General features: G+C 47.9%; 25 protein-coding genes. 6 read left to right on the top strand and 19 right to left on the bottom strand.

What is annotated here, in order from left to right; genetic code table 11:
- Positions 1-130: 130 nt before the first annotated feature.
- The 13 genes from NX720_RS03840 to ccoN all read right to left on the bottom strand — a co-directional run bounded on the left by NX720_RS03840 (position 131) and on the right by ccoN (position 11,844).
- Positions 131-835 (bottom strand): sulfite exporter TauE/SafE family protein, encoded by a 705-nt coding sequence (locus NX720_RS03840; protein WP_262599519.1) that lies wholly within the window; start codon positions 833-835, stop codon positions 131-133.
- A gap of 71 nt (positions 836-906) precedes the next feature.
- Positions 907-1,107, bottom strand: a complete 201-nt coding sequence (ccoS, locus tag NX720_RS03835; protein WP_262599517.1) for a cbb3-type cytochrome oxidase assembly protein CcoS — start codon at positions 1,105-1,107, stop codon at positions 907-909.
- 2 nt (positions 1,108-1,109) lie between these two features.
- On the bottom strand, positions 1,110-3,590 hold the full coding sequence (locus NX720_RS03830; RefSeq protein WP_262599515.1) for a heavy metal translocating P-type ATPase: 2,481 nt from the start codon (positions 3,588-3,590) through the stop codon (positions 1,110-1,112).
- 16 nt (positions 3,591-3,606) lie between these two features.
- Positions 3,607-4,161, bottom strand: coding sequence for a FixH family protein (locus NX720_RS03825; RefSeq protein WP_262599514.1), 555 nt, complete (start codon positions 4,159-4,161; stop codon positions 3,607-3,609).
- A gap of 16 nt (positions 4,162-4,177) precedes the next feature.
- Positions 4,178-5,587 (bottom strand): cytochrome c oxidase accessory protein CcoG, encoded by a 1,410-nt coding sequence (gene ccoG, locus NX720_RS03820; protein WP_262599512.1) that lies wholly within the window; start codon positions 5,585-5,587, stop codon positions 4,178-4,180.
- Between the two features lie 140 nt (positions 5,588-5,727).
- On the bottom strand, positions 5,728-6,306 hold the full coding sequence (locus tag NX720_RS03815) for a hypothetical protein (protein WP_262599511.1): 579 nt from the start codon (positions 6,304-6,306) through the stop codon (positions 5,728-5,730).
- 730 nt (positions 6,307-7,036) lie between these two features.
- On the bottom strand, positions 7,037-7,198 hold the full coding sequence (locus tag NX720_RS03810; RefSeq protein WP_262599509.1) for a hypothetical protein: 162 nt from the start codon (positions 7,196-7,198) through the stop codon (positions 7,037-7,039).
- Between the two features lie 83 nt (positions 7,199-7,281).
- On the bottom strand, positions 7,282-7,788 hold the full coding sequence (locus NX720_RS03805; protein WP_262599507.1) for a hypothetical protein: 507 nt from the start codon (positions 7,786-7,788) through the stop codon (positions 7,282-7,284).
- A gap of 161 nt (positions 7,789-7,949) precedes the next feature.
- Positions 7,950-8,087: a hypothetical protein gene (locus tag NX720_RS03800; RefSeq protein WP_262599505.1), complete on the bottom strand. Its 138-nt coding sequence runs from the start codon at positions 8,085-8,087 to the stop codon at positions 7,950-7,952.
- A gap of 550 nt (positions 8,088-8,637) precedes the next feature.
- Entirely contained in the window at positions 8,638-9,540 is a 903-nt protein-coding gene (gene ccoP, locus NX720_RS03795; RefSeq protein WP_318654084.1) for a cytochrome-c oxidase, cbb3-type subunit III, read from the bottom strand.
- Positions 9,540-9,758: a cbb3-type cytochrome oxidase subunit 3 gene (locus NX720_RS03790; RefSeq protein WP_262599504.1), complete on the bottom strand. Its 219-nt coding sequence runs from the start codon at positions 9,756-9,758 to the stop codon at positions 9,540-9,542. The genes ccoP and NX720_RS03790 overlap by 1 nt, the downstream gene beginning before the upstream one ends.
- A gap of 4 nt (positions 9,759-9,762) precedes the next feature.
- Positions 9,763-10,374: a cytochrome-c oxidase, cbb3-type subunit II gene (ccoO, locus tag NX720_RS03785; protein ID WP_262599503.1), complete on the bottom strand. Its 612-nt coding sequence runs from the start codon at positions 10,372-10,374 to the stop codon at positions 9,763-9,765.
- 18 nt (positions 10,375-10,392) lie between these two features.
- A complete protein-coding gene (gene ccoN, locus NX720_RS03780; protein ID WP_262599501.1) occupies positions 10,393-11,844 on the bottom strand; it encodes a cytochrome-c oxidase, cbb3-type subunit I in 1,452 nt (483 codons plus the stop codon).
- 500 nt (positions 11,845-12,344) lie between these two features.
- Between ccoN and NX720_RS03775 the strand changes: the two genes are divergently transcribed.
- Both NX720_RS03775 and NX720_RS03770 read left to right on the top strand, forming a co-directional pair.
- The gene (locus NX720_RS03775; protein WP_262599499.1) at positions 12,345-12,572 is read left to right on the top strand and encodes a TraB/GumN family protein; all 228 of its coding nucleotides are present in this window, start codon (positions 12,345-12,347) and stop codon (positions 12,570-12,572) included.
- An 11-nt stretch (positions 12,573-12,583) separates the two neighbouring features.
- Positions 12,584-12,916: a hypothetical protein gene (locus NX720_RS03770; RefSeq protein ID WP_262599497.1), complete on the top strand. Its 333-nt coding sequence runs from the start codon at positions 12,584-12,586 to the stop codon at positions 12,914-12,916.
- Positions 12,917-13,091: 175 nt separating this feature from the next.
- Here NX720_RS03770 and NX720_RS03765 read toward each other — a convergent pair whose 3' ends face one another.
- Entirely contained in the window at positions 13,092-14,021 is a 930-nt protein-coding gene (locus NX720_RS03765) for a Dyp-type peroxidase (protein ID WP_262599495.1), read from the bottom strand.
- 278 nt (positions 14,022-14,299) lie between these two features.
- Here NX720_RS03765 and tusA point away from each other — a divergent pair, with 278 nt between their 5' ends.
- Positions 14,300-14,545 (top strand): sulfurtransferase TusA, encoded by a 246-nt coding sequence (gene tusA / locus NX720_RS03760; protein ID WP_262599494.1) that lies wholly within the window; start codon positions 14,300-14,302, stop codon positions 14,543-14,545.
- Positions 14,546-14,764: 219 nt separating this feature from the next.
- Positions 14,765-15,082, top strand: a complete 318-nt coding sequence (locus NX720_RS03755) for an RING finger protein (RefSeq protein WP_262599493.1) — start codon at positions 14,765-14,767, stop codon at positions 15,080-15,082.
- Between the two features lie 32 nt (positions 15,083-15,114).
- On the opposite strand, the gene NX720_RS03750 is transcribed toward NX720_RS03755, so the two are convergent.
- Both NX720_RS03750 and NX720_RS26975 read right to left on the bottom strand, forming a co-directional pair.
- On the bottom strand, positions 15,115-16,365 hold the full coding sequence (locus NX720_RS03750; RefSeq protein WP_404831045.1) for an RNA-guided endonuclease InsQ/TnpB family protein: 1,251 nt from the start codon (positions 16,363-16,365) through the stop codon (positions 15,115-15,117).
- Entirely contained in the window at positions 16,253-16,726 is a 474-nt protein-coding gene (locus NX720_RS26975; RefSeq protein WP_404831075.1) for a recombinase family protein, read from the bottom strand. Before NX720_RS26975 ends, NX720_RS03750 begins: the two co-directional genes overlap by 113 nt.
- Before the next feature lie 412 nt (positions 16,727-17,138).
- Here NX720_RS26975 and NX720_RS03745 point away from each other — a divergent pair, with 412 nt between their 5' ends.
- Positions 17,139-17,741, top strand: a complete 603-nt coding sequence (locus NX720_RS03745) for an FMN-dependent NADH-azoreductase (RefSeq protein WP_262599490.1) — start codon at positions 17,139-17,141, stop codon at positions 17,739-17,741.
- A complete protein-coding gene (locus NX720_RS03740; RefSeq protein WP_262599489.1) occupies positions 17,742-18,602 on the top strand; it encodes a pirin family protein in 861 nt (286 codons plus the stop codon). It abuts the gene before it with no gap.
- Between the two features lie 242 nt (positions 18,603-18,844).
- Here the strand turns inward: NX720_RS03740 and NX720_RS03735 are convergent, their stop codons facing one another.
- From NX720_RS03735 to NX720_RS03725, 3 genes are all read right to left on the bottom strand, one after another.
- On the bottom strand, positions 18,845-20,215 hold the full coding sequence (locus NX720_RS03735) for an IS4 family transposase (protein ID WP_262598577.1): 1,371 nt from the start codon (positions 20,213-20,215) through the stop codon (positions 18,845-18,847).
- An 83-nt stretch (positions 20,216-20,298) separates the two neighbouring features.
- Positions 20,299-20,802 carry a hypothetical protein gene (locus NX720_RS03730; RefSeq protein WP_262599487.1) on the bottom strand — a complete coding sequence of 168 codons (504 nt, stop codon included), beginning with the start codon at positions 20,800-20,802 and terminating at the stop codon, positions 20,299-20,301.
- Between the two features lie 211 nt (positions 20,803-21,013).
- The gene (locus NX720_RS03725) at positions 21,014-23,929 is read right to left on the bottom strand and encodes a hypothetical protein (protein WP_262599486.1); all 2,916 of its coding nucleotides are present in this window, start codon (positions 23,927-23,929) and stop codon (positions 21,014-21,016) included.
- Positions 23,930-24,249: the final 320 nt, after the last annotated feature.

Genomic DNA, 24,249 nt, shown 5'->3' with positions numbered 1-24,249 from the left:
TGTCAATTATAGTTCCAGTCTATGAAATGAACGCAAAGGTGCAATTGATATATGTCAATAGGTAGGTGGCGCAGTTTGCGTTTCGCAAATTTAATTGATCAGGGTCAGGTAGGTGAGAGTGCAGGCTTTTTTAATGACAGCTTGTGGAGCCTATGGTCAGGAAAGACATGACCCATTTTTGATGTGGACCTGGAATAGCCCAGAGTCCAAACAGGATCATTAATACTCCCGCAATATTGCGGGTAGCGGCAGCCTGAATCACAGAGGTTAACTGTCTGGCAAACAGGCCGGTTAAAAAGACCGCAGGCAAGGTACCAAGTCCAAACAGGCACATCAATAAAGCCGATTGCAAAGCATTGCCCTGGGTGGCACTCCAGACCAGTGTACTGTACACCATTCCGCAGGGAAGCCAGCCCCAGAGGCTGCCTAAAGCCAAAGCATTGGGCAGGTTTCGAACCGGCAGTAAACCACTGGCTATTGGCTGAATATGTTTCCAAAGTCGTCCGCCAAGCTGTTCCAGACGCATCAGGCCCCGCCACCAACCGCTAATATAAAGCCCCATGGCGATCAGCATAATGCCTGCGACACTGCGCAAAGCCAGATGAAGCCCACGACTGAGGTCGCCCAGGTACCAGCCAATACTACCCAGAATAAAACCAGCCAGTGCATAACTACCTATCCTGCCCAGGTGATAGGTCAGCATTAAGACCGTTGTCTGCCAGCGACTTTTGCCCTGAAGCGACAGACTTAACGCTGAGGTAATACCGCCACACATGCCAATGCAGTGAGCGCTGCCCAGCAGTCCGATACTGAGCGCGGTCAGATAAACAGGCATGGTATGGCTTAGCTCCATCTCAATATATTCATTAATTTATTATTATCATAAATATCATTTGTTTTGCATAATTATGATTCTAAAGGCTTTTTTTTCTCACTACCCTGACATGCGTCAGTTTCTGGCTTTATTGTTTTGTCTTCATAAAGAATGCTATGAGCGGGACCTTCGAGGTCATCAAACTGCCCACTGTCTACGGCCCAGAAAAACACCCGGACGGCAAGGGCAATAAACAGAACGGCAAGCGGGATAAGAATAAACAGGCTTTCCATGTTTAAATCCTTATGGCCGGGTTGTATGCAGGGATTGCTTCTGAACGCTCCGATTTCCGGAAGTGACCGGGTTTCTGCCGTCCACTCAGGCGCAGGGCATTACCCACCACCACCAGTGAACTCAGGGCCATACCGATGGCTGCCATCCAGGGGGCAATCAGTCCTGCTGCTGCCAGAGGCAGTGCGCTCAGGTTATACAGCAGTGACCAGGCCAGATTCTGGCGAATGATTAAACGGGTTCTACGGGCCAGCTGCCAGGCATCCAGTAAACGACTCAAGTCGTTAGATAGCAGAACCGCATCGGCACTGGTTTTGGCCAGATCAGAAGCGGTACCCATTGCCAGAGAGATATCAGCACCGGCCAGAACCGGAACATCGTTAATGCCGTCGCCCACCATCAGCACCCGTTCACCCCTTTGTTGTTGCTGTTTAATAAACTCAAGCTTGTCATCGGGACTCGTCTGCGCCTGCCAGTGTTTGATATTCAGTTGCTCAGCCACTCTGGCGACCACTGTTGTCTGATCGCCGCTGAGTAGCGTGACGGTTATGCCACGCTTTTGTAGCTGGCTGACTACCTCGTTGGCTTCCTGACGCAAGCTGTCGTCCATCATCCGAAACCAGCACAGGGCTGTCTGGTTCTGGCTGAGCAGCAACCATTGACCCGTGCCTTCTGGTCTTTGTGGGCTGTTTTCCGGCAGGCAGAAATCGGGCCTGCCAATCCGGTAAATATTGTCGTCTATCACACCCTCAATGCCTTGGGCGGTGTAAGTCTTTACTTTCTGTGCTGATAACGCTGAAGTGACGGTACGAAAAGCTTCTGCAATGGGGTGTTCGGAATGAGCTTCCAGCGCCGCAGCAATTTGCATTACATCGCTTTCTGAGTGACTCTGGCTAACCATACGCACTTCACTCAGCTCTATATTCCCTCGGGTCAGCGTACCTGTTTTGTCAAAGACAACATGGGTAATCTTTTCCAGACCTTCCAGAACATGACCTTTGGTAATCAGGAAACCGAGCTGGTGTAAATGCCCGGTGGCGGCAGTCAGCGCTGTCGGCGTGGCCAGTGACAGAGCGCAGGGACAGGTGACAACCAGTACTGACAGGGTGATCCAGAAAGCGTCTTCGGTAGCCACTGAGGACCAGTACCAGTAGACGGTGATGGCAACGATCAGCACCGAGGCCACAAACCAGGCGGCGACCCGGTCAGCCATTCGGGCAACGGCCGGTTTGTCGTGCCGGGCATGGTTAAGCAGCTGCATAATGGCAGACATACGGGTTTCCGCGCCGGTCTGTGTCACCTTCAGCTCTATGGCGTTTTCTACATTAAGACTGCCGCCTATTACGATGTCACCACTGTTATGAGCAACCGGGCGGTTTTCGCCGGTCAGCATGGATTCGTCAAAACGGCTGCTGCCTCGGGTGATAATGCCGTCAGCGGGAACCGAGTCGCCCGGTAAAACACGAACAAAGTCGTTTTTTTGCAGTTCTTTTGCCGGAACCCGTACAAATTCACCATCAACTTGTTTCAGACAGCTGGAAGGCAACAGGTTTTGCAGAGCCCTTGCGGCTCTTGATGTGGCATGCCTGGCTCGCAGTTCCAGGTAGCGACCTGTCAGCAGAAAGAAAGTGAACATGGACACCGAATCAAAATAAACCTCGCCACTGCCGTTTATAGTGGCCCACAAACTCGCCACATAAGCACCGCCAATGGCGATGGAAACCGGCACATCCATGCTCAGATGACGAACCCTGAGATCACGCAGGGCTGCTTTAAAGAAAGGTACGGCAGAGTAAAGGATAACCGGCGTTGCCACCAGGGCGCTGATATAACGGATAAAATCACGGTAAGCGTCACCCATGTCATTCGTAATCGCCCCTGAATAAAGGGCAATGGCATACATCATCACCTGCATGGTGCCAATGCCCGCCAGTGCCAGCCGTCGGATAAAACGACGGTTTTCTTCTTTTAGCAGGGCTTCCTGACGATCCGCGCGCCAGGGGTGGGCTTTGTAACCAATGCGGTGAATATGCAGCAGCAGGGTACTCAGGGGTATCTGCTCCGGGTTCCAGATCACCTGGGCTTCATGGGTGCTGAGATTGACGCTGATCCGGTCAACCCCGGCCAGGGTGCCGATATGGTTCTCCAGTAGCCAGATACAGGCGGCACAGGTAATACCTTCAATTAACAGGCTGGCCTGTTTAAGGGAGGAATCAACGGCAATCACAAACTCGTTCTGTATCTCGTCTCTGTCGTAAATCAGTAACTCTTCCTGTAGCCGCTGAGTAATGCTGCTGGCCTGTAGCCCCGGATCGGTACGGTGCTGGTAATAACTGTTCAGACCTCCGGCAATAATGGCTTCAGTGACGGCCTTGCAGCCGGGGCAGCACATAGGTTGCTGTATCCCGTGAACTTCTGCGTGAAAAGGGGGAGTGCCGGGAATGGGCAGGTGACAGTGAAAGCAGTGGTGGTTGTCTTTGCTCATGGTTTACCCCGGAGCCTCAAGGTTGTGGTTGCAGCAGCACAGCGGCTCCGGGCTCAAGAGTATGAGTCTGGTTCAGGCGCCAGCCAGTCTGGTAGCCGACTTCCGGAATCAGTTCATCAATGGTTTCCAGTTGAATATAGGTTTTGCCGGAAACGGCCTTGTCGGTCTGCCCGACATAAACGACAGTTGAGGTTCGGGTAATGCCTTGTTTCAGGGTGATAACGTTGTCATGGTCAGCAAAGGCCGGAGAGAGCAGGCTTAGTTTCAGAGAGGACGGCCACTTTTCAGCATCGCCCTGGACGGTTACCCGCACTTCACCCATCAGTTCATCAATAATCAGCCGTGCTGAGATATTCAGGTCTGCGGCATTCTGGTCGCGGGTTAAATCCTGGTTGATGGCTTTGCCGTTCTTGTAATAATCATCCACCACAACACTGTCTTGTATTTTGAAAGCGTAATAAATCCGGTAACCGCCCCAGATAAAGGTCGTTAACAGCAGCCCGATGATTGCCCAGACCCAGGGCTCTTTGTACCAGGGGGTGAAGGGCTCATGGTTTGTCGGGTGGGTCATGTACTGCTTCCTTTTATCATTGTTTTACCGGTGGGTGTTTTACCGGTGAGATGAACCGGCTGTCTGAGCTGGCTGATATTGAGTCAGATGTCTGGTTAGTGAGAATAAACTCAATATCCAGCCCCGGTGCTTTCAGCTCAGCTACAGGTGCAGATAACTGTATAATCTGTTCTGCGACCTCACCGGAGTTGACGACAAATGTTGTCTGACTTTCTGAGCGTAAATCAGGAATGCCGGAAAAACTCAGGGTGAGGGGCTGATCCTGATCGGTTTTGTTGGCAATTTTCAGGGTAAAGATATTTTCGATACGCTCGCCCGGCAGGGTTCGGTACAGCACATTTCGATCCCTTAATACTTCAAATTCAAGGGGGCTACGATGGGTCAGGGTCCATAGAAACAGTCCCGTCATCACCAGCAATGCGCTGGCATAGCCGATCAGCCGGGGGCGTAACCAGTGAGTCGGTTGGCCAGCCAGCTGATTGTCGGTGGTGTAACGTACCAGTCCTTGTTCGTACCCCATTTTATCCATAATGCTGTTACAGGCATCAATACAGGCGGCGCAACCAATACAGCCAATTTGCAAGCCGTCCCGGATATCAATGCCAGTGGGGCATACCTGAACACAGACCCGACAGTCGATACAGTCGCCCAGTCCTGCTTCTTTATAGTCACTGTTGCGCTTTCTGGCACCCCTGGATTCACCACGCTTGTGATCGTAAGCAACGACCAGCGTGTCATTATCAAACATCACACTCTGGAAACGGGCGTAAGGGCACATCAACAAACAGACCTGCTCCCGCAGCCAGCCCGCATTACCATAGGTAGCCAGCGTGAAAAAGGCAATCCAGAATGCGGCCCAGGGGTGAACCTGCCAAACGGCAAGATCGGCAACCAGCTGTCTGATGGGGGTGAAGTAGCCGACAAAGGTCAGACCGGTGGCCAGAGCGACCAGTAACCACAGCAGATGTTTGGCCAGCTTGCGGAGCACTTTGTTACCGGACATGGGCTGCCGGTCGAGTTTAATACGATGGTTTCGTTCGCCCTCCGTGAATCGTTCAATCCACATGAAAATCCAGGTAAAGACACTCTGCGGGCAGGTGTAACCACACCAGACTCTGCCAGCAAAAACAGTGATGGCAAATAAGCCAAAAGCGCAGATGATCAGTAGCCAGGAGAGTAGAACAAAATCCTGGGGCCAGAAGGTGGCTCCAAAGATATGGAATTTTCGTTCAGGTAAATCAAACAGTACCAGTTGCTGCCCGTTGGTCTGCACCCAGACTGTACCGAAGTACAAGATAATAAGAAGACCTGCCCCACACAGACGGAGGTTGCGAAAAAAGCCTTTAAAACTTCGGGTATAGATCGGGTCTGGCTTCTGGTACAGGTCGATCAGTTCTGGCTGATTGTCAGGCGGTTTTTTTTTCATTGTTCTGTTAACACCACTTTATTTTGACTTCTTATGTTGCCGTGTCGATAGAGACAAGCCACTTCCCTGAGGTGTTATCTGGAAAATACTCCGTTTTCGATAGCCTATAGTACCCGTCCTGACAAAAAATAAAAGCGAACTTACTTGCCAGGGGGGAAACCGCTATTTCCATCGGGATACGGGGTATAGACTGGCGGTGGCACTGCCGGGTTGTAAATTAGGCTGGTATCAGGAAGCGGGTCTGGCTCCCAGAGAGGTGCGCTTGGTGTTGGCTGCTCAGTGTGAACATGCCCGGAACCCGCCGAACGGTTTAAGGTAAATTCCATATTTAGACTTTCAAAGGTCAGCTGTTCAATCTGATAAGTCACTCTGCCAGATTCTACCCCGGCTCCAGCCTCAGCCCCTGACTCTGACTCTGACTCTGACTTTGATACTTCCATACGAATGTTATTGATAGCATTGTTTCCATACACCCTCATAGTGATGGTGAAATATGAATTATTCTGCTGCGATTGAGTTACCTGCAAAAGAACGCGGACAGAGGCGTGTAAAAAGCCAGGGAAAACAACCCTGCTCTCGTTATAAATTGAACCTTCAATGACTTCACGCAACCACCTTTGTGTATTTCTGTCACTTCTTTCCATATAAATAGCGTTCGTTCCGACTGGTATGGGCACAACCTGATGTCCGCCTGCGGCGTTCCTGTAGGAAACCGACATACCAGCTAACTCCACAGACCCTATCGTGTCATGGCTGGTAGAATCGTTTAAATGTCTGAGCCTGATTCGCTCTTGAATGTCTTGACGGTCGCAAAAATCCTCAGTTAAATGGATCATGCCGAAGAGGCAGCAGCTGCTCACCCAATCTGAGACGCATGTCAAGAAACTTTTTCTTTCTTCGGTAATCAGGTCATAGCCACAACAACTACTCTGATAAAAATTGTTACAGCAGCTGGAGCAGTCATCGAGCTTTACTTTCAGAATGTGCCTTGTAGCAGTGGCAAAAAGACCGCGTCTACGAGGACGGGAAAATAGCCAGAGGTCGTTGATTTCTCGAAAGTAGGTATCAAGGTTAGACCACTCCAGGTTCATGGTTAATCTTGTTTCGAGCAATTTGTACTGACTGGGACAGCAACTGCAACAGCAACAGCTATTTGCGTTGGCATTGGAATTACCCGGTTCCGGGGGTATATGATCAGTGGTATGTGAGGAGCTCGCAAGAGTGTTTACCAGAGAGCCAGTATATACGCGAGCATTCTCGCCTTTCAGCGTCAGGGTCCAGAGGTAATGATCATTGGCGGCAGAGCTGCCGGTTGAAAAACCAGTTAAAGTCAATAACAAAAAAAACAGGGTTATACATTTTTTTAACATTTGGCCACCCATTATTACTTTTTTAAAGCTTTTATGCGGCGAGTAAATATAGCTAAATTATCCAAAGTACGGGCGTTGTTTATGCTTCTTTCGAAAATCGTCCCTGTGACAGTTCGGATGTGCTGGCGCAATGTCTATAAATCCGGGTCAGTTCATAAATATTACGCCAGTTATTGATACAGGCCGTCTGCCTTTTCTTCTCCTCTTTAAGGTTGTAGACATAAGTAGAGGCCAGATGCACTTTTTCTTCGCCGAGGCGTTATGTGAAAAATATTCCGTTTTCGGCAGCCTGCAGTACCCGTCCTGACAAAAATAAAAGCGAACTTACTTGCTATGGGGGAAACCGCTATTACCATCAGGATACTGGCTATAGGGTGGCGGTGCCTCTCCCGGGTTGTGAATTAGTCTGGTATCAGGAAGCGGGTCTGGCTCCCAGAGAGGTACGCTTGGCATTGGCTGCCCGGTGTGAACATACTCACGATAGCCCCGGTATACGGTAAGTTCCACATCTGAACCTTCAAAGGTTAGCTCTTCAATCCGATAATAAACTCTGCGGTCTTGCCTCCTCCCTCCTCTTGAGAATGACCGTGACACTAGCATAGAAATGCTATCGATATGTTCACTTTGAATAACCTGCAGCGTAATGATGAGGTTCGAACTATTTTCCTGTGGTGCGGTTCTCTGCAAAATTACCCGGACATGGGAGTCTAAAAAGCCGGGGAAAGTAATCCTGCAATTGGTATTAATTGAACCCTCAATGACTCGACGAAACCAGTCTTGTGTTTGTTCGTCATCTCTTTCCAGATGAATGGCGTGCGTTTCGGTGGGCATGGACAAAGTTTGAGTTTCGCTTGCGGCGCTCGTGCTGGCAACTGACATATGAGTTAGCCTCACAGGTTCTATCAGGTTATAGCTGGTAGAAGCGCCTAGATCGGAGAGCCTCTCTTGCGCATGTGTGCCTCGAAGTTCGCTAAAATACTGAGCAGCATCCCTTAATATGCAATAGGGTAAAAGGCAGCAAAGCAGCGATCCAGCAAGGCAATCATCGCAGCCTCTTTTTTCGCCGGTAATCTGGTTATAGCCACAACAACTGCTTTTATAAAAATTGTCACAGCAGCTGGAACAATCATTGGTCATTACTTCCAGGGTGTAGCTTGTCGTAGTTGTAAGGAGTCCCCTTACCTGATCTTGGGAGAATAGCCAGAGGGCACTGACCCTTGGAGGGGGGTGATCAGGATTATCCAGTTGCAGATCCATGACCGAGTGTATTTCGATTAATTTGTACGCACTGGAACAGCAACCGCAACCACCCTCTCCCGGGTCTGAGTGTTCGGGGGGGCTTGATGAGGTGGTAAGAGTATTTCTGATGGTGCCTGTATATACACATGGATTTTTACCTTTAATTGTCAAGGTCCAGGAGTAAAGTTTATCGTTGGCAAAGCTGTCGATTGAAAAAACGATTAAAGCCAAAAGAAACAGGGGTGTGTATGTTTTTAGCATTTACTCGGCCACTCTTACTTTTTTTAGCATGGCGAGTAACTATAGCTGAAATGACTGCAGTGCAGTCGTTGTTTATGGTTGCGTTGAAAAGTATCTCCGGAACAGCCCTGCTGCACTGGCGCAATGTCTATAAATCCGGATCAGTTCATAAATGTTGCGCCAGTTATTGATACAGGCGGTCTATCTTTTCTTGTCTCCTTTAAGGCTGTAGACATAAGTAGAAACCAGATGCACTTTTTCCTCTCCGAGAATATGCTTCCAGGCGGGCATAACACCATTTCGGCCATTGCGAACCGTATACTCAATCTCTGTCTGACTGGAGCCGTACAACCATATTGCATCGGTCAGGTCAGGAGCACCAAGGGCTTTAATGCCTTTACCGTCAGGGCCATGACAGATTGAACAGGTTGTGTCGTATGCTTTTTTGCCGCGGTTCATTACAGAGTCATCTATTCGGTCAACCAGTCCGGCCTGGTAGCGGATAAATGTAGAGACATCCTGTACACCCTTTTCACCAATCACGGCTCCCCAGGCAGGCATCTGTCCACTTCGCCCTTCCATAATGGTTGTTTTGATGTCTGCCGGTGCGCCGCCATAGAGCCAGTCATCGTCGGTCAGGCTGGGGAAGCCAAACGAGCCCCCGGCATCGGAGCCGTGGCAGAGTCCGCAGTTGTTGAGAAAGATACGCTGACCCATTTTCAGGGCTTTCGGGTTTTCAGCCAGCTGCTCAATGGGGGTTTTGGCGTATTGGGCAAACAGTGGTGCATAGCGTCTGTCGTGTTTTTCCTGATGCTGTTCCAGTTCACCGGTAGAGGTCCAGCCCCAAAGCCCTTTCCAGTTGCCCATACCAGGGTAGAGCAGCAGGTAACCCGCAGAGAAAACCAGTGTGGCAACAAACAGCATGAACCACCAGTGCGGCATCGGGTTATCCAGCTCTTCAATACCGTCGTAATTATGCCCGGTGGTCTCTTCCGTCAGATCCCGCCGTTGCGTTTTGCGGGTGGCAAACAGTAGCCAGATCACCAGAATAAGGCAGGCCAGGGTCAGTATGATGATCCAACCGCTCCAGAAACTACTCATCATTATGCTACCCCTCCTTTATCGTTCACCCGTGATGCATCGGTTTGCAGACCGTTATTCTTGTTGTGTTTATTGTCAGGGATGTCGTCATCGGCAAACGGCAGATTTGCGGCTTCTTCGAAATCTTTTTGCCTGCGACTGCTGTAGGCCCAGTAAGTGACGGCAAGGAACGCCACCATGGCCAGAACGGTGGCAAGTCCTCTGATGTCATTGATGTCCATGGTGTTACCGCTTTGTTGTAATGGTTGTGCCGAGTGATTGCAGATAGGCCACAAGGGCGTCCATTTCTGTGTTGCCTTTTACCCGGACAGCCGCTCCGGCTATATCCTCATCGGAATAGGGCACACCCAGCGTACGCATGGCTTCCATTTTTCTGGCCGTCAGTTGACCGTCCAGAGTGTTTTCGTTTAACCATGGGTAAGCAGGCATTATGGATTCAGGAACGAGGTCTCTTGGGTTGTAAAGATGGGCTCTGTGCCATTCATCGGAGTAACGGCCACCGACCCGTGCGAGGTCTGGCCCGGTTCGTTTGGAACCCCAAAGGAACGGGTATTCGTAAACGGATTCGCCCGCCACTGAGTAATGGCCATAACGTTCCACTTCAGCCCGTAAAGGGCGAACCATTTGCGAATGGCAGCCGACACAGCCTTCCCGGATATAAATATCACGGCCTTCAAGCTGTAACGGGGTATAAGGCTTTAGTCCGGCCACGGGCTGGGTAGTCTCTTTCTGGAAGAAGAGAGGGACAATTTCAACCAGGCCGCCAAAACTGATCGCCACCACAATCAGCAGCACCATCAGAGCAATATTTTTTTCAACAACTTCATGTTTTGTCATGGTTATGGTCCTCCCTGCTCAAACGGCCTGTGGTTCAGTACTGGCATCGGCTTCAGTATCCTGGGCCGGTTGCTGGCTGGTGCGGTAAACGTTGTAAGCCATGATGACAACGCCGGCGACAAAGAAGGCACCCCCAATAGCCCGGACGATGTAGCCAAACTCACTGGCGACCACTGACTCAATAAAGCTGTAGGTCAGGGTGCCGTCGTTGTTCACTGCCCGCCACATCAACCCCTGGGTGATGCCGTTTACCCACATGGCAACGACGTACAGCACGGTGCCGATGGTTGCCAGCCAGAAGTGCGCGTTAATCAAGGCAATGCTGTGCATCTGTTCACGGCCATACACCCGTGGAATCAGGTGGTAGAGAGAGCCGAAGGACACCATGGCCACCCAGCCCAGGGCACCGGAGTGAACATGACCGATGGTCCAGTCGGTATAGTGGGACAGGGCGTTGACGGTTTTGATCGCCATCATCGGGCCTTCAAAGGTGGACATACCATAGAACGACAGGGAAACCACCAGGAAGCGCAGAATCGGGTCGGTGCGCAGTTTGTGCCAGGCCCCGGAGAGGGTCATGATGCCGTTGATCATGCCGCCCCATGATGGAGCCAGGAGAATCAGTGACATGACCATACCCAGACTTTGCGCCCAGTCTGGCAGCGCGGTGTAGTGCAGGTGGTGCGGCCCTGCCCAGATGTAGATAGCAACCAGCGCCCAGAAATGAACGATGGACAGTCGGTAGGAGTACACCGGACGCTCAGCCTGCTTGGGTACAAAGTAATACATCATGCCCAGAAAGCCCGCGGTCAGGAAAAAGCCCACGGCGTTGTGCCCATACCACCACTGGATCATGGCATCCATGGCTCCGGCGTAAGCGGAGTAAGATTTGGTCAGGGTAACGGGAATGGCGGCACTGTTGACCACATGCAGAACGGCAACGGTAATAATGAAAGCACCAAAGAACCAGTTTGCCACGTAGATATGCTTTGCCCTGCGCTTCATGACGGTGCCGAAAAACACCAGGGCATAGGACACCCAGACAAGAGTAATCAGGATATCAATAGGCCATTCCAGTTCGGCGTACTCTTTTGAAGACGTCAGGCCCATCGGCAGTGTGATGGCTGCCAGAACGATGACCAGTTGCCATCCCCAGAAGGTAAAAGCAGCCAGCTTTGGTAATGCCAGTGCCGTCTGGCAGGTACGCTGGACAATATAGTAGGAGGTGGCAAACAGTACACAGCCACCAAAGGCAAAAATGACGGCATTAGTATGCAAGGGGCGTAGCCGACCAAAACTGGTCCAGGGCAGATTAAAGTTGAGTTCGGGAAAAACCATCTGTGTGGCAATGAACAGCCCGACAGCCATACCCACGATGGCCCAGACTACTGCCATAATGGCAAACTGCCTGACAACCTTATAGTTGTAAGGAGAATCGTTGTAAGCGGGCTGTAGCAAAACAGTGCTCATACTCCATGTTACCTTCGGTTTGTACTTATTATTCGGTTATTGTGGGTAATACGCAGGGCTGGAGTATTGATACAGGTCAATTTAGGTCAGGAGTGACCCATGAATTGCGGTGCTCTCGTGTTCTTATGATAACGTCCCGGAGACTGTGTCCCTGGATCGGTACTAACGCACTTCTTATTATTCTCCGGTCCTGAGTCATGTCCGATTTTTTACACGACACAGATAACAGTTCAGTGCAAAGATTCGGTAAACCCGAGGCAATAATACAGAATTGGTATGTGGTTAGCTATGGGTTATACCCAAATTTTATTCCCCACCTTACACAGTTGCCACTATGACAGTTGTCCTGAGCGGGATTGCTACTATCAGATCCGATTCCCTGAAAATTCGAGCCATAACCAATAGGTCAGTTTTCATAACACTTTCCTTCTTACAAGAAAACTTCTTGAAATACTCAGAGTCAAACCCCCTATGAGAACTATTCAAGGGAAAGTGTTACTATGAAAGAGACCCTTATTCGACTTGCTGGCTTATTAGTATTGTTGTGCTCGGGGCTGGCTTACCCGGAAAGTAATATCAGTTCTAAGCTCTGGCAAATCACAGATCATCATCAACAGATCAGAGGCTATCTGTTTGGCTCGGCTCATCTGGGGGTGTCGGAAGAAAGACTTTTCAAAAGTTTTCCCAAACTGAAGGAAGCCATTGATAGTGTCAGCGGGTCGCTCTAGAAAATCCATTCGTGTTTGATATCCCAGAGGTTACTGAAAACGCCCCAGAGCCAGCCAGAATTAATTGTACTCAGGGTGCAGGCTTGCATCTAAGTGAATCTGAGTTTACTGCTTTCCAGGCCAGAGTAGCAGAAATCTATGGCCAGGATTCAGAGATTACACAAAATGCACTCTGCCTTAACCCAAGTGTCTTTCTGTATGAAGGCCCTCAGGAACAGTCGGAATTGCTTTTTTCAGGCAGCCCTGTCGATATGATTCTCGCGAACTATTCGTTGAATCAGGGTAAATCAGTAACGGTACTGGAAGGGTATGAAGCATTTAGGTATCGAGAAACTTTTAGTTAATCTGATCAGGAAGCAGGGGTTCAGGGTAAAGCCTGTTACTGATGACTGATTCTGAAGTCGCATGAATGCTGATAGCTGATGTTATTTATGATATTTATTGATTCTGCATTGTGCATACTGAAACTTCAAATGGAGGTTCAGTATGCACCTGAAGAATGCGTTTTGAGTTTTTTATTTAAGCAGGGCAGTGTCTTTTCAAAAATTCTACAGAGGGCGCAAAGAAAGCACAGCCCGTTACTGCGGTAGAGAAATTCATCAGGTGGTCATAGTGTCCAGCCTCATCGGCTTTCATCATCGCCCCTAGCATCTGTTCAAAATGCGTTGGAGTTCGGCAGTAGGAGGTAAAGAGTAGCCCGGCTTCCTTACTGTTGCCGTAAGGCATACTGTGACGCAGGATTTCCAGACCTTTACCGTTGGCGTCTTTTATGTTGGCGCGTTTGACGTGGGCGGTCGGTGCTTTCTCTTCGCTGCTGAATTCAATGTCGTCCGCTTTGGTGCGACCGATGATTTTTTCCTGTTCTGGTACTGGCTGCTCGTTCCACTGATGCAGGTGGTGGATGTAACGCTGTGTATGAATATAACTCCCTGCGGCAAATTCAGAGTCTTCTTCACCCACCAGGGCAACGCTGGCACGACTGTCACCCGTCGGGTTTTCTGTGCCGTCGACAAAACCGGTCAGGTCTCTTGAATCGAGGTAGCGGAAACCGGGTACCTCCTCTTCAACCGAGACACTGTTGCCAAACTGTTCAAGGGTGTCACGCATCAGCTGGAACACAACATCACGGCGATTGGCGCGGATGTGTAACAGAATGTCTCCTGCTGTGGCGGGTGCCAGACGTTCTTCATCTTCTATTTCAGGGAACGGGCGCAGGGATTCCGGACGGGACTGCGGGTAGAGTAAGTCCCAGGCGTCGCTGCCAAAGCTAACGGTGGATGACAGGCGGGCATCCGGGTACTGTTTAGCCAGTTTAGTCGTCATTTCAGGAATGATGGCACTGGTCTGCCGGATGCGACCCAGACTGGCAGGGTCTTTGTTTATCAGCAAAGTAAGAAACAGAGCATCGGTATTGGCTTCCGGAGTAACGCCTGACTGAGGAGTATGCATGGGTTGTCCCTGATTGGTGTGTCCAACCGGACACTGTATAAGCTTTAGGTGTTAATAACCATGCCGGGGGTCAATGAAATCAACCTTCAGGTGAGGCGTTTACGTACTTTTTCGGCAGTACGTCCGGGCAGGGTGCAACCTGATCAGCTGGTCGCTACAATAGTGCTCTTTCTGCCTGCCGGGTACGTTTCGCTGAGTATGGAAAATCACGGCTTATGGTTCGCCCGTCGCTGGTTTATTTTGGTAACGGAGCCGGGCAGTAATTTTGAGGATAGTCTGTGTCAGAGCATATTGAAGTACAACATGAACTCGATACCTGTGGATTGCTATGTCCGGAACCGGTCATGATGCTGCACAATAAGGTTCGGGATATGGTATCCGGCGAAGTGGTCAGGGTGATCGCTACAGACCCTTCTACCCAGCGTGATATTCCAAAGTTCTGTAATTTTCTGGATCATGAGTTGCTGCACAGTGAAGAAGCCGACAAGCAATACATCTATATGATTCGCAAAGCGGTGAAATAAATACCAGCACAGCTTAAGGGGGCTCACCATTGACAGCTCCCCCCCCTTCTTTATGCCACTGGCTTTCTCATTTTTCTGGCCATAAACGATGTTCAGTTCGGTCGTGGGCGATGATACACGGGAAAGCTCTGCGGAACACTGTACGAACTATTTTGAACTTATCAGGTACTTTGCACTCTACGTTACTAAATCGTTACTTATAAATAGGGGCTCCGGATTATGGATATTAAATGCGGTATTTGCCTTAGCTCTGGTAATAATATGCAGGAGCCGGTCACTCTTCCTTGCCATAAAACGCATGTATTTTGTGGGCGCTGTATCACCCGGTGGTTTGAGGTAAAAAGAAATTGCCCTATTTGTCAGGCTTATACACCCTCGCATGATTCTCGCCCACTGTACCAACGAGTAGTTAACAAGGTGGCTGAAGTTGGCCTTGGTGCTGTGGCAGCAGCAGGGCTTACCGCTTGTATTGCAGGCGTTAATGCTATTGATGCTGTTAGTGGTGTCAGCACTGTTTATATGGGGACTCTTGATTAAAACCGCAACGAACGCAACATTCGTTGTTATGATTAAGGCTCAAGCTGCCTTGTTAGATTTTTAAGAAGGACGTTTCTCGCACCGTTGATGTCTCTGTCAACGGTGAAACCATTGCCTTTTATAACTTTTGATGAACCAAGCCGATCATCAATACTGCCATCCCATGAGCGGGTCTTTGACGTGTACGCTTCATTGCAATCCACAACGTGCTTTCCGTACTTTCTGGCGTACCACTTCAAACGCACCTTAAACCCGTAATGATTGAGATCTAGCATCTGGCGGCAGGTATTCCGGCGTATGGTACGCACCTTTTTGTCTTTTCGTGTGACCATACCCCTCGTCTCGAAAGACGGCAGAAAGATAACGTCATAATTGGATACAAGCTCGAACGCCAGTCGGTTATGCAAGTCCAGAATAATGTCATCTTTCTTGCACTTAAGGCGGTTAATCTCTTTGTCAAAGTTGACAATACGATCCTGCGCCCACTGAGGCATGTCAGGAAACTTTATGCCTTTTTGGGTGTTTAGAATCTTTTGTTTTTGCCCAATGAAATTGTCAACTCGTTTCATAAGCGGGAACAACTTTTTTTTGGCAAAGTCATTTCCTGCAATTAAAGCCTCTTTATCGCTGAAACAGGTAGCAAAAGTTCGCACTCCGGGGTCTATCCCAACACACCTCACTGCGCCTTGGATATCGGCATTGAGTTCTATGTGTTGTTGAACCTGAATGAACCAGCGCCCTTTGTCACAGGTAATAACGCATGATTTACCAATGGCTTCGGCAGGCACTTCTTCCGTTAGATGGATTCTGCCCAACGCATTAACGCAAGGGTTCAATCCCTTTGGCAGTCTATCAATAGAGAATGAGTGCCTGCTTCCTTTACGGCTCTTAAAACTTATTTCTGAGAAACCTTCACTTGCCCCTTTGAGTTTTTTGTTTTTACTGCAAACAGACTTGAATGTTGTCGCTGCCGCTAGTGTTCCATTATCTGAAATAATAGAGTTATAAGCCCGTCCATTGTCTTTTTGCTCCTTCTCCACCTGAGCCTTTATCGACGGGCGCATATTAATAAATTTACCATTTTCGTCCTTGTATTTGTCATTGCGGAACCGCTCTACAGCCAGGTTGTAAGAACGCCTGTAAAGAGCAAGTGCATCCCTGTAGGCCGGTTCATTCTCCGGGTAAATTCTGATCCTTTTTGATGCTACGATCTTTGCGCCTTTTAGCGGAACGCTGTCCGTAGTGGCTGTTGCAGAACGAGGTAATGAAACCGATAAGCTCATGGGTATCAAAGGCTTCACCGGAACCATTCGAGTCATCCAAAACTTCGATTTGTCCTCCTGATAATTCAACGAGCCACTTGATAAGTTCGAATCCTGATCGTGCGAGCCTGTCTTTTGTGGTAACCACAATGTGGGTTGGATGGTCGCACATCGCTGATTCCAGAATGGTTTGCAGTCCTTTTCGTTTAAAGTTGAAAGCACTGGCAATGTCACTGATAAATTCTGCGTCAGGATGCCTTTCGAGCAAGCGTCGCCTTTGCGTAGCAATGGAAGATTTTTGCTTCCCTGAGCTAACCCTTGCATAGCATATCTTCCTCTGCTGGTTGATGAATATGCGGTAGTGACCCCCGCTCGTTTGCATTATTTTCTCGTAATGACCGCTTTCGATCTTTCGCCTTATTGTCTGGGTTGTTACGCCCTCAATCTTGGCAAGTTTGGTTGTGGATACCCACAAAATAAACGCCTCTGGCTATCTATGTTGTTGTCAGTATAACAAGTTATGTTGCGATTGTTGCATTTTTATTTAACTGCTAAACCATAATTTTTCCCAAGCTTGAATCAAACAGGCAGGTATCCCCGGCCTCGTCATATGATCTTCCGGGTCAAACATAGACTGTATGTGCGTACTGGGTTGTCAGTCGTCACCGCTTCTAAAATAGCTTCTGAAAATTCGATAGATTCACCCGAATAATTCGTCTTTTAAATCGTAAAAATCGACGATAGATTAACAGGTAAGGAAATAAATAAAACAACCTCGTTGATAGGAGCGCGCTATGAATACCATTCTGAATATCACTTCAAGCCTGTTTGGCCAGGAGGGGCAATCGTCAAAGCTGGCACAGACCTTTATTGAGCGACTGTTACAGAAACAGCCGGATTATGAAGTCATTCATCGGGATCTTGCGGCAAAGCCTGTGCCCCATCTGGATATGGACAGTTTTCAGGGGTTTGCAGTGCAGCCTGATGAGCGTACCGACAGCCAGAGGCGTGCGGCAGAATTGTCTGACGGGCTGATTGATGAGCTCCAGCGCGCTGATGTTCTGGTACTGGGGCTGCCTATGTATAACTTTGGTATCCCTTCAACTCTGAAAGCTTACTTTGATTATGTTGCCAGGGCAGGCATTACCTTTAAATACACAGAAAAGGGACCTGTTGGTTTATTACAGGGTAAGAAGGCTTATGTGCTGACAACCCGGGGAGGGCTTTATAAAGGCACTCCAAAAGATACGGAAACCCGTTATGTTATGGATTTTCTCGCTTTTCTGGGCATAGACGACGTTCAGTTTGTTTATGCGGAAGGGCTGGCAATGGGTGACGACGCACGGGAAAAAGCGTTGCGGGGTGCAGCACAAACCATTGAGCAACTGGTGGTTTAAATGAATAGTACAAGAAGCGTTGTTCACAGTATCGATGCGGTGCCTGCTTCCGATGGGGCGGGGGTGCAGTTGAAGCGGATTATGAGTCAGCCCCCGCACCAGCTGATGGACCCTTTTCTTTTGCTGGATGAATTGCAAGCGGATCATAGAGATGCGCTGGGAGGCGGTTTCCCTCCTCACCCTCACAGAGGGATAGAGACCATTTCCTGCATGCTGGTTGGAGGTTTTCGGCATGAGGATCACATGGGGAATCGTCGGGAGGTCGGTAACGGTGGTATGCAGTGGATGAAGTCAGGGCGTGGTGTGATCCACTCAGAAATGCCAGTGCCTGAGCAGGATCGACTGCACGGCTTTCAGCTCTGGCTGAATATGCCCCGTAAGGCAAAGATGGATGACCCGCAGTATATGGATATTGATCGTGACGCAATCCCGGAGTGGCCGTTGTCTGAAGGCAAGTGCCGTGTACTGGTGGGGGCATTGCAGAATGATGACATCAGGGTTCAGGCACCGACGGTTCGGGAGGATACCCAGGCGCTGGTGCTCGATGTTAAGGTCGACGCTGGTGGCCGGGTGATACTGCCCGTGACGCCGGGCAAAGTCATGATTTATGTTTATCGGGGTGTAGTGAATGTTGCAGGAAGTGATTCTGTCATTTCCATCGGGGAGTCAACGCTGGCCGTGTTAAGCGAGTCGGGTGATCTGGAACTGACCGCCAGTGAACAGAGCGGACTTCTGGTACTGGCAGGGGAGCCGCTGAATGAACCCGTGGTTCAGTCCGGGCCTTTCGTTATGAACACCCGTGAAGAGATTGAGCGGGCGTTTCAGGATTACAGGACAGGAGAGTTGGTTGCCACAGGCTAAGATTGAGGTGGAGGTCAGGCTGGCGCTAAGGGGATTACATACCATTTATCCATGAAGCCAAGAGGTATGTAATACTTTCTGAAGTATTGTGGAAAAAAGCAGATGAAGTCCTGACGGTTGCTAAACCACACTTCTCCTATGTTTGCATCGAACAGACAGGCATCTCCAGCCTGGTCACTGGACCGGCCAAGCCAAACACCAATGGTATGTCCATTATAACCCAATGGCACTGACTTAAGCTCTCACCCCTTGTACTTATTGAGTTGACGAGCTTTAGCCCTAGAGTGCTGGAGCTTTTTAAATGCCTTTGGTCGCCTCTTTACAGCTCTTGGTTCTGATCGTCCCGGTCGGTCTCCAACTTTATGTTCTCCAATGATAACTATCATTTGAGCTTGAACCTGGTTGAGAGTGCAATTTGGACAGAATAACAGTAAAACCCGAGCCCCATTTAGCGTCTGTTTTGCTGCCTTGAAGCTCACATCCCTCGGAACTTGCTCTGTGGCTTTGGCCACTCGCGCCATTAATGCCCGTATCAAATTGTAAACCAGAAAATGAACATAAATTTCTTTACGCACCATCGCTGGAGTCTTACAGCGCAACATCTCCATATTCATAATTGTTTTGATGGATCTGAAGTCCAACTCAATATTCCAGCGTTTGGTGTACAGTGCGCTAATGTCAGAGCGTGGATATGCTTCTGCATCAATCAATGTGGTAACGATGATACGATTCTTCGTTTTAATGGCACGGATAATCAGGTGATCCGGTGTCCACTGATCGTAAAACTCTCTGCTCATCCAGGGTGGTTTTGGAGGACGCTCCAATCTGAATAAAGCATCTTTTTTTCCCAGTTTCATGAAGGATTTTCTGAAGTCGATTTTACGCGCACCATTTTTTTCAAAAACACCGTCAACACCTGCTATAAGCAAAAGTGCCAGGATGAAATACGTCTCGAAAATGGCATCGCCAAGCACAATGTCGTCAGCATTCAAGTTCGGGATCATTTGTATCATCAGAGATTGCTCTCCACTGCCTTTTCCCTCACAAGCTCCCATGGCTGTCTCAATGAGAGCTCCACTTCCCAGCGTGATAAAGGCAAGCATCCTGACAGTAGGGAACCCTACTTCTTTTTTTTGGGATTTTGACTGGGGATAGAGCTGTTGGTTTTCAGTCGTGTCAGGCATATTAGCAGTGGTTCCATCGGCAATAACAACCCGCCGACCGTGCCACAACCATGATTCCGGGCTTTCTTCATCCAGTCGTTTTCCTGAAATCTGAAACAATGACTTTACCTGATCTTCCGGCAACCGTTTACGTGCTTTGCAGTAGGCGTCATTCTTGGTTTTGTCGGACACTTCGTCATTTGCTGCTTGTTCAAGTGACTCCTGTACAAGAACCTTTCTGCAGGACTTGTCTTCATTGGACACCTGACGCATAAAAAGAGTAAGGGTTTTCAGGGCTGGATAATCTCTAACTCTGGAGGTCGATTTTTTCTCAAAGGCATTCAGGATCTCTGTGGAGAGTAGAGAAGCCAAGGCGTCTTCAGATGTTTGTGCAAACTGCTTCAGACATTGGTCAGCGAGTTTTAGATATTCTGGGCTAGACTTGTTCATGGCTTGCTCGAGGGCTCTGTTAACTTCATCTATTTATAGATGATTTGTTCTTGGGCAAGCCTTTCATGCCAAGGGATTAAGTCTTAAGTCAGTGCCATTGCATTATAACCGGCATAAAAATGTATGACGGCATAGCAGTTACCCAACCCGATTAATGCACTGGTTATCTGAGTCTCAATATCGGGTTGATACCCCTTATGGAACATCGCCCTTCTTTTTCTACATTTTATTTTTTCCACTATCTCTTCTTCCGGATACGACAGAATGGTTAGCTCATGGCTGCTGTAAAGAGGGAAAATTCCGTGCATTTCAAAAAACAGATCTAACCTGGAGTGACTATAGCCCTGATGGTTAATAAAATTATTTAAACGAGCCATCTCTTTGGCAAGTAATGTATTCAAATATTCCTTTTGTTCGTAGCCGATGTAATTGGCCAGACTGTCATTCTGCGAATGATATCTTATCCAGTTAGCGCACAGTGCTACACAAACTCCATCTGATTCCCCTCCCAGAGAGGCAAAATCTAAATGTGAAAACTGCCATACATGGTGACCATTATATTGTTTGATCAGGTCGTTTAACATCATTGTCCATACACCTCGAATAGAGATTGGCCCTGTACCAGCCAAACAAGTCAGCCTTTCCCATATCGGGGAAATGAATCAAACGATGGTACTCCATAGACTCAAACTCACACTGTCAGCCACTCACGTCAAGATAGTAAAGTGGTGATGTTTATACCAGCCTGGGTTGTCATCATCTAACTGCGCTCGTAAATATCATAGTGGAGTTTAACCGTTACCCGTTTGATTCATGCTTTTCCGTGGCGTTTCTGTTGTTTAAGCTGGTGTCGCTTTCGTTACCAGCATCATCAGGTATGTCGATCACTGTTTCCGCATTTGTTGTCTTATCTGTGTTCACCTCCTCATCGTTTTCCGTAACCGGCATGACCTGAAAACGGGAGGTGGCTCTCAAAGGGATATCTTGGGGCGCTTCTGGTATTTCTGTCGTACCTTGCGCAAATATATCCGCAGTAGCTGCGGGTCGCGAAGACTCCGCATTCTGAAAATCGGAAACGCAGCTGCGTGTAATGGTCTGGGTTGAGGGCCTGTTGCCGATCTGGCGCATTAAGTGATAGAGCCTGGGGGGGAAGTTCTCCTTGAGCGTCATAATTATGTAATACTGGTTTCGGATATTTGCCTGGTCAAACTGGTTAAAAAAAAACTGTATGGATTCAGCCACTGTTGTTGAACCCGATGTTGAGACGTTATTGCTGCCATCGCCATGTTTGACGCTATTATTGAAGTCCCTGTTTATCCTAGTGCTTTTTTTTTCAATAATCGGTTTCGTCAGTGCCTCTCGTCTTAATACATTTACACGATTTTCAAATACTCGGGATTTTATGAAGCTGAGTATCAGGTTGATATAAAAAACCATGGGGTTGTTCCCGGCACGATCAGCAAAAGACATAACAAAGGTGTAGCTTGAAAGAGCGGCATTGAGGTAAAAGACCCAAAGGTTATTCCAAAGAATGTTGAGCTTATCCCTGAACTGGGCAGAGTCAGAGCAGATATTCCTAAAATAACGGTGCTGATTCCACAGTGCAGTGATCGTGAGAGATAAAGAAAAAAAGGCGAGTACCCGAATGACTTCTTCCTGTGGGCTGTTTTGGTTGGAGAATAAGTTTCTTGCCAGACTTGAAAGGGTAAAAAGGATGTAATTATTACTTTCAGAAGGAATATTAAAATTAAGAAAGTTAGAAATGAAATAAAGTGAGAGTGTGGAAAAAGTACTGATAGTCAATGGTATTAGTGTGTATTGTAACAACTGGCTGTTTTTAGGCGAAGTACGTTCATATTCATCGTTCTCTGACTCTGAAGTGGTGATGATTGTTTTTAATAAAAAATAAGAGAACAGTGAACTGAACAGAACATGCAACCCCTGGAACAGTCTTGTGTACATTGGATTTTCAATTAAACCTGAACCCGTACTCAGCGCAGAGAAAATATCTTTCAATGTGTTAAAGCTAATCAGGAAAAAAACCAATTGCGGCGGCAGATCATCGTCCTGCCTTAAAATCCCAAACAGGTTTAAAGTGTTCAATAAAGAAGGAATAGTCTGGGCAAACAGACAAATTATTGCGGTTGCATAAAGATCAAATCGATGAAAGTACACGTCCGGGCTGAGAAGGTTTGAATAATGATCGTAAACAAAGCCAGAAATCATAGTCATTAGCAGCAAGGAACCGGTTTTACTATCAAAAAAACGGTTGATGAAATTCAGTATGGTAAGAGGGGATAATCTGTCCGCTCCTGCTGACCTTTCATTAAGGATTGCAGGTAAGAGAGGTTGATGCTGTTGCAGATTTAAAACCGCCTGCGGAGAAAAGCCGTATTCCTGCAAATGATCAAGAGTACTTTCCAGAAGAGGAGCATCAAGAATGGCATTGTAATAAATAGACAATATTTGTCGTGCATAAGGTTGAAATGAACGGTCTGCTGACTCCGTGTGTACATTGATGAGTGCTGAAAGAAAATTGTTCGGTTGATCGCTGGGTTCATCTTCTAACTGCAACTCCAGATTTCTATTGACCCTTCGCATGGCCAGTGTAATCTCACCCCCTGAGATTCCGTACTCATGATAAAGCCTCTCCAGCAAGAAGGCTGAAAGCCTGTTGATTGAGCCTGAGAGGGGAAGGTTCAGGAATTGATTCATGGCACCAATAATTGCTGTATCAATGTCTATCGTCCCTGAAATGGCAAATCTTAAAGCCTGGTTTATGAATGTTAGAAAATTGCTGTTATGGTAGTTTTTATGAGTTTCTTCATCTTCAGGGCTATTGGTGTCGTATTTATGATCATCACGTCGCTCTTGATTGTCGTCACCGCCTTCATCATTGCTGTTTCCAGAATTAAGAGAGGAACCTTTATTGCCTTTTCTTTTCTTTGATGGGGCTTGCCTGTACTGCCTGCGAGAATCATTTTTGTTGTCATACGCATTGTTGTTGTGTTTTTTTTTATCGTTGCTGTCTTGAGCCAGCTGCCTTGTTTTGTCATCTGCTTGTGAAAGAATCCCTTTACCATGCCTGGTCAGTAGTACACTGTCTTCATCGAAATCTATTTGCATTAAGCCATTGTCTAATTCCGTTTCATGGTAGTTCTGTATGGTTTTTGTGTAATAGGGCTGATAAGTGAATGCGTTTTTCGTTTTTTCTAACCACCCTGTTGGGCATTGATTTTTCTCTTTAGTTACACAGTATATAATATCATTTTTGATATCTCTGAACGTTTTGCTTAATAACCGAGCCAGGTTGAAATAAGTATTAACTGCATTGTGTTCTGAGTAAGAAAGAATAAGGCGATATTCTCTCTTATCTATGATCAACAAAAGATCGTTAGTAATTGGATTCAATCGGATTGAATGGGTTTTTTTCTGACTTTTATCTGGAAAATAATACGCAGTATAAACATTACCTGTATATTGTCTGATAATTGTCTTACTTCCACTTTCTGAGTCAATAAAAAAGGTTTTTTTCAGTTTTGGGTGTGAACCACTTACGGATAACTCATCCAGTTCAACTGGAAATGGATGGATGTTATCAAGAACGTCTTCATACCCGATCCCTGCGAAGCAGTAACTTGTAAAGAACATAATCACGCTGACGGTTGGTCTGGCAAATCTCATTAGCGCCAGTATTGAAGCCTGTCTATCCATAACTGAAAGGAAGCTCCCGTTGACCCAGAAGTTATCGCTAAAGTAGGGCTGGTACGGCGTTAAATATGGCTCAAAATGCTCACATGCTCCATGTTAATTGTGTGTATTTTCCATCCTTACCTCGGGATGAGCGGAGTGCATAGGATTTACTTGATTATGTGAGCAAATACACGGTTAATGTCGTGCATAGGGCAGTAGTTCGCAGGTATAGCCCGAACCTTGAGACACCTCCCGATGTCCAGCAGGCTCATAGTGATCTCAATGTCTCATTTCGTGACTGATCGATAGAGTTCATCACCAAAGCCCGTAACTTGTGCTAA

Source organism: Endozoicomonas euniceicola (genome assembly GCF_025562755.1).
GTDB lineage: Bacteria > Pseudomonadota > Gammaproteobacteria > Pseudomonadales > Endozoicomonadaceae > Endozoicomonas_A > Endozoicomonas_A euniceicola.
This window is presented reverse-complemented; position numbering and strand designations above follow the sequence as displayed.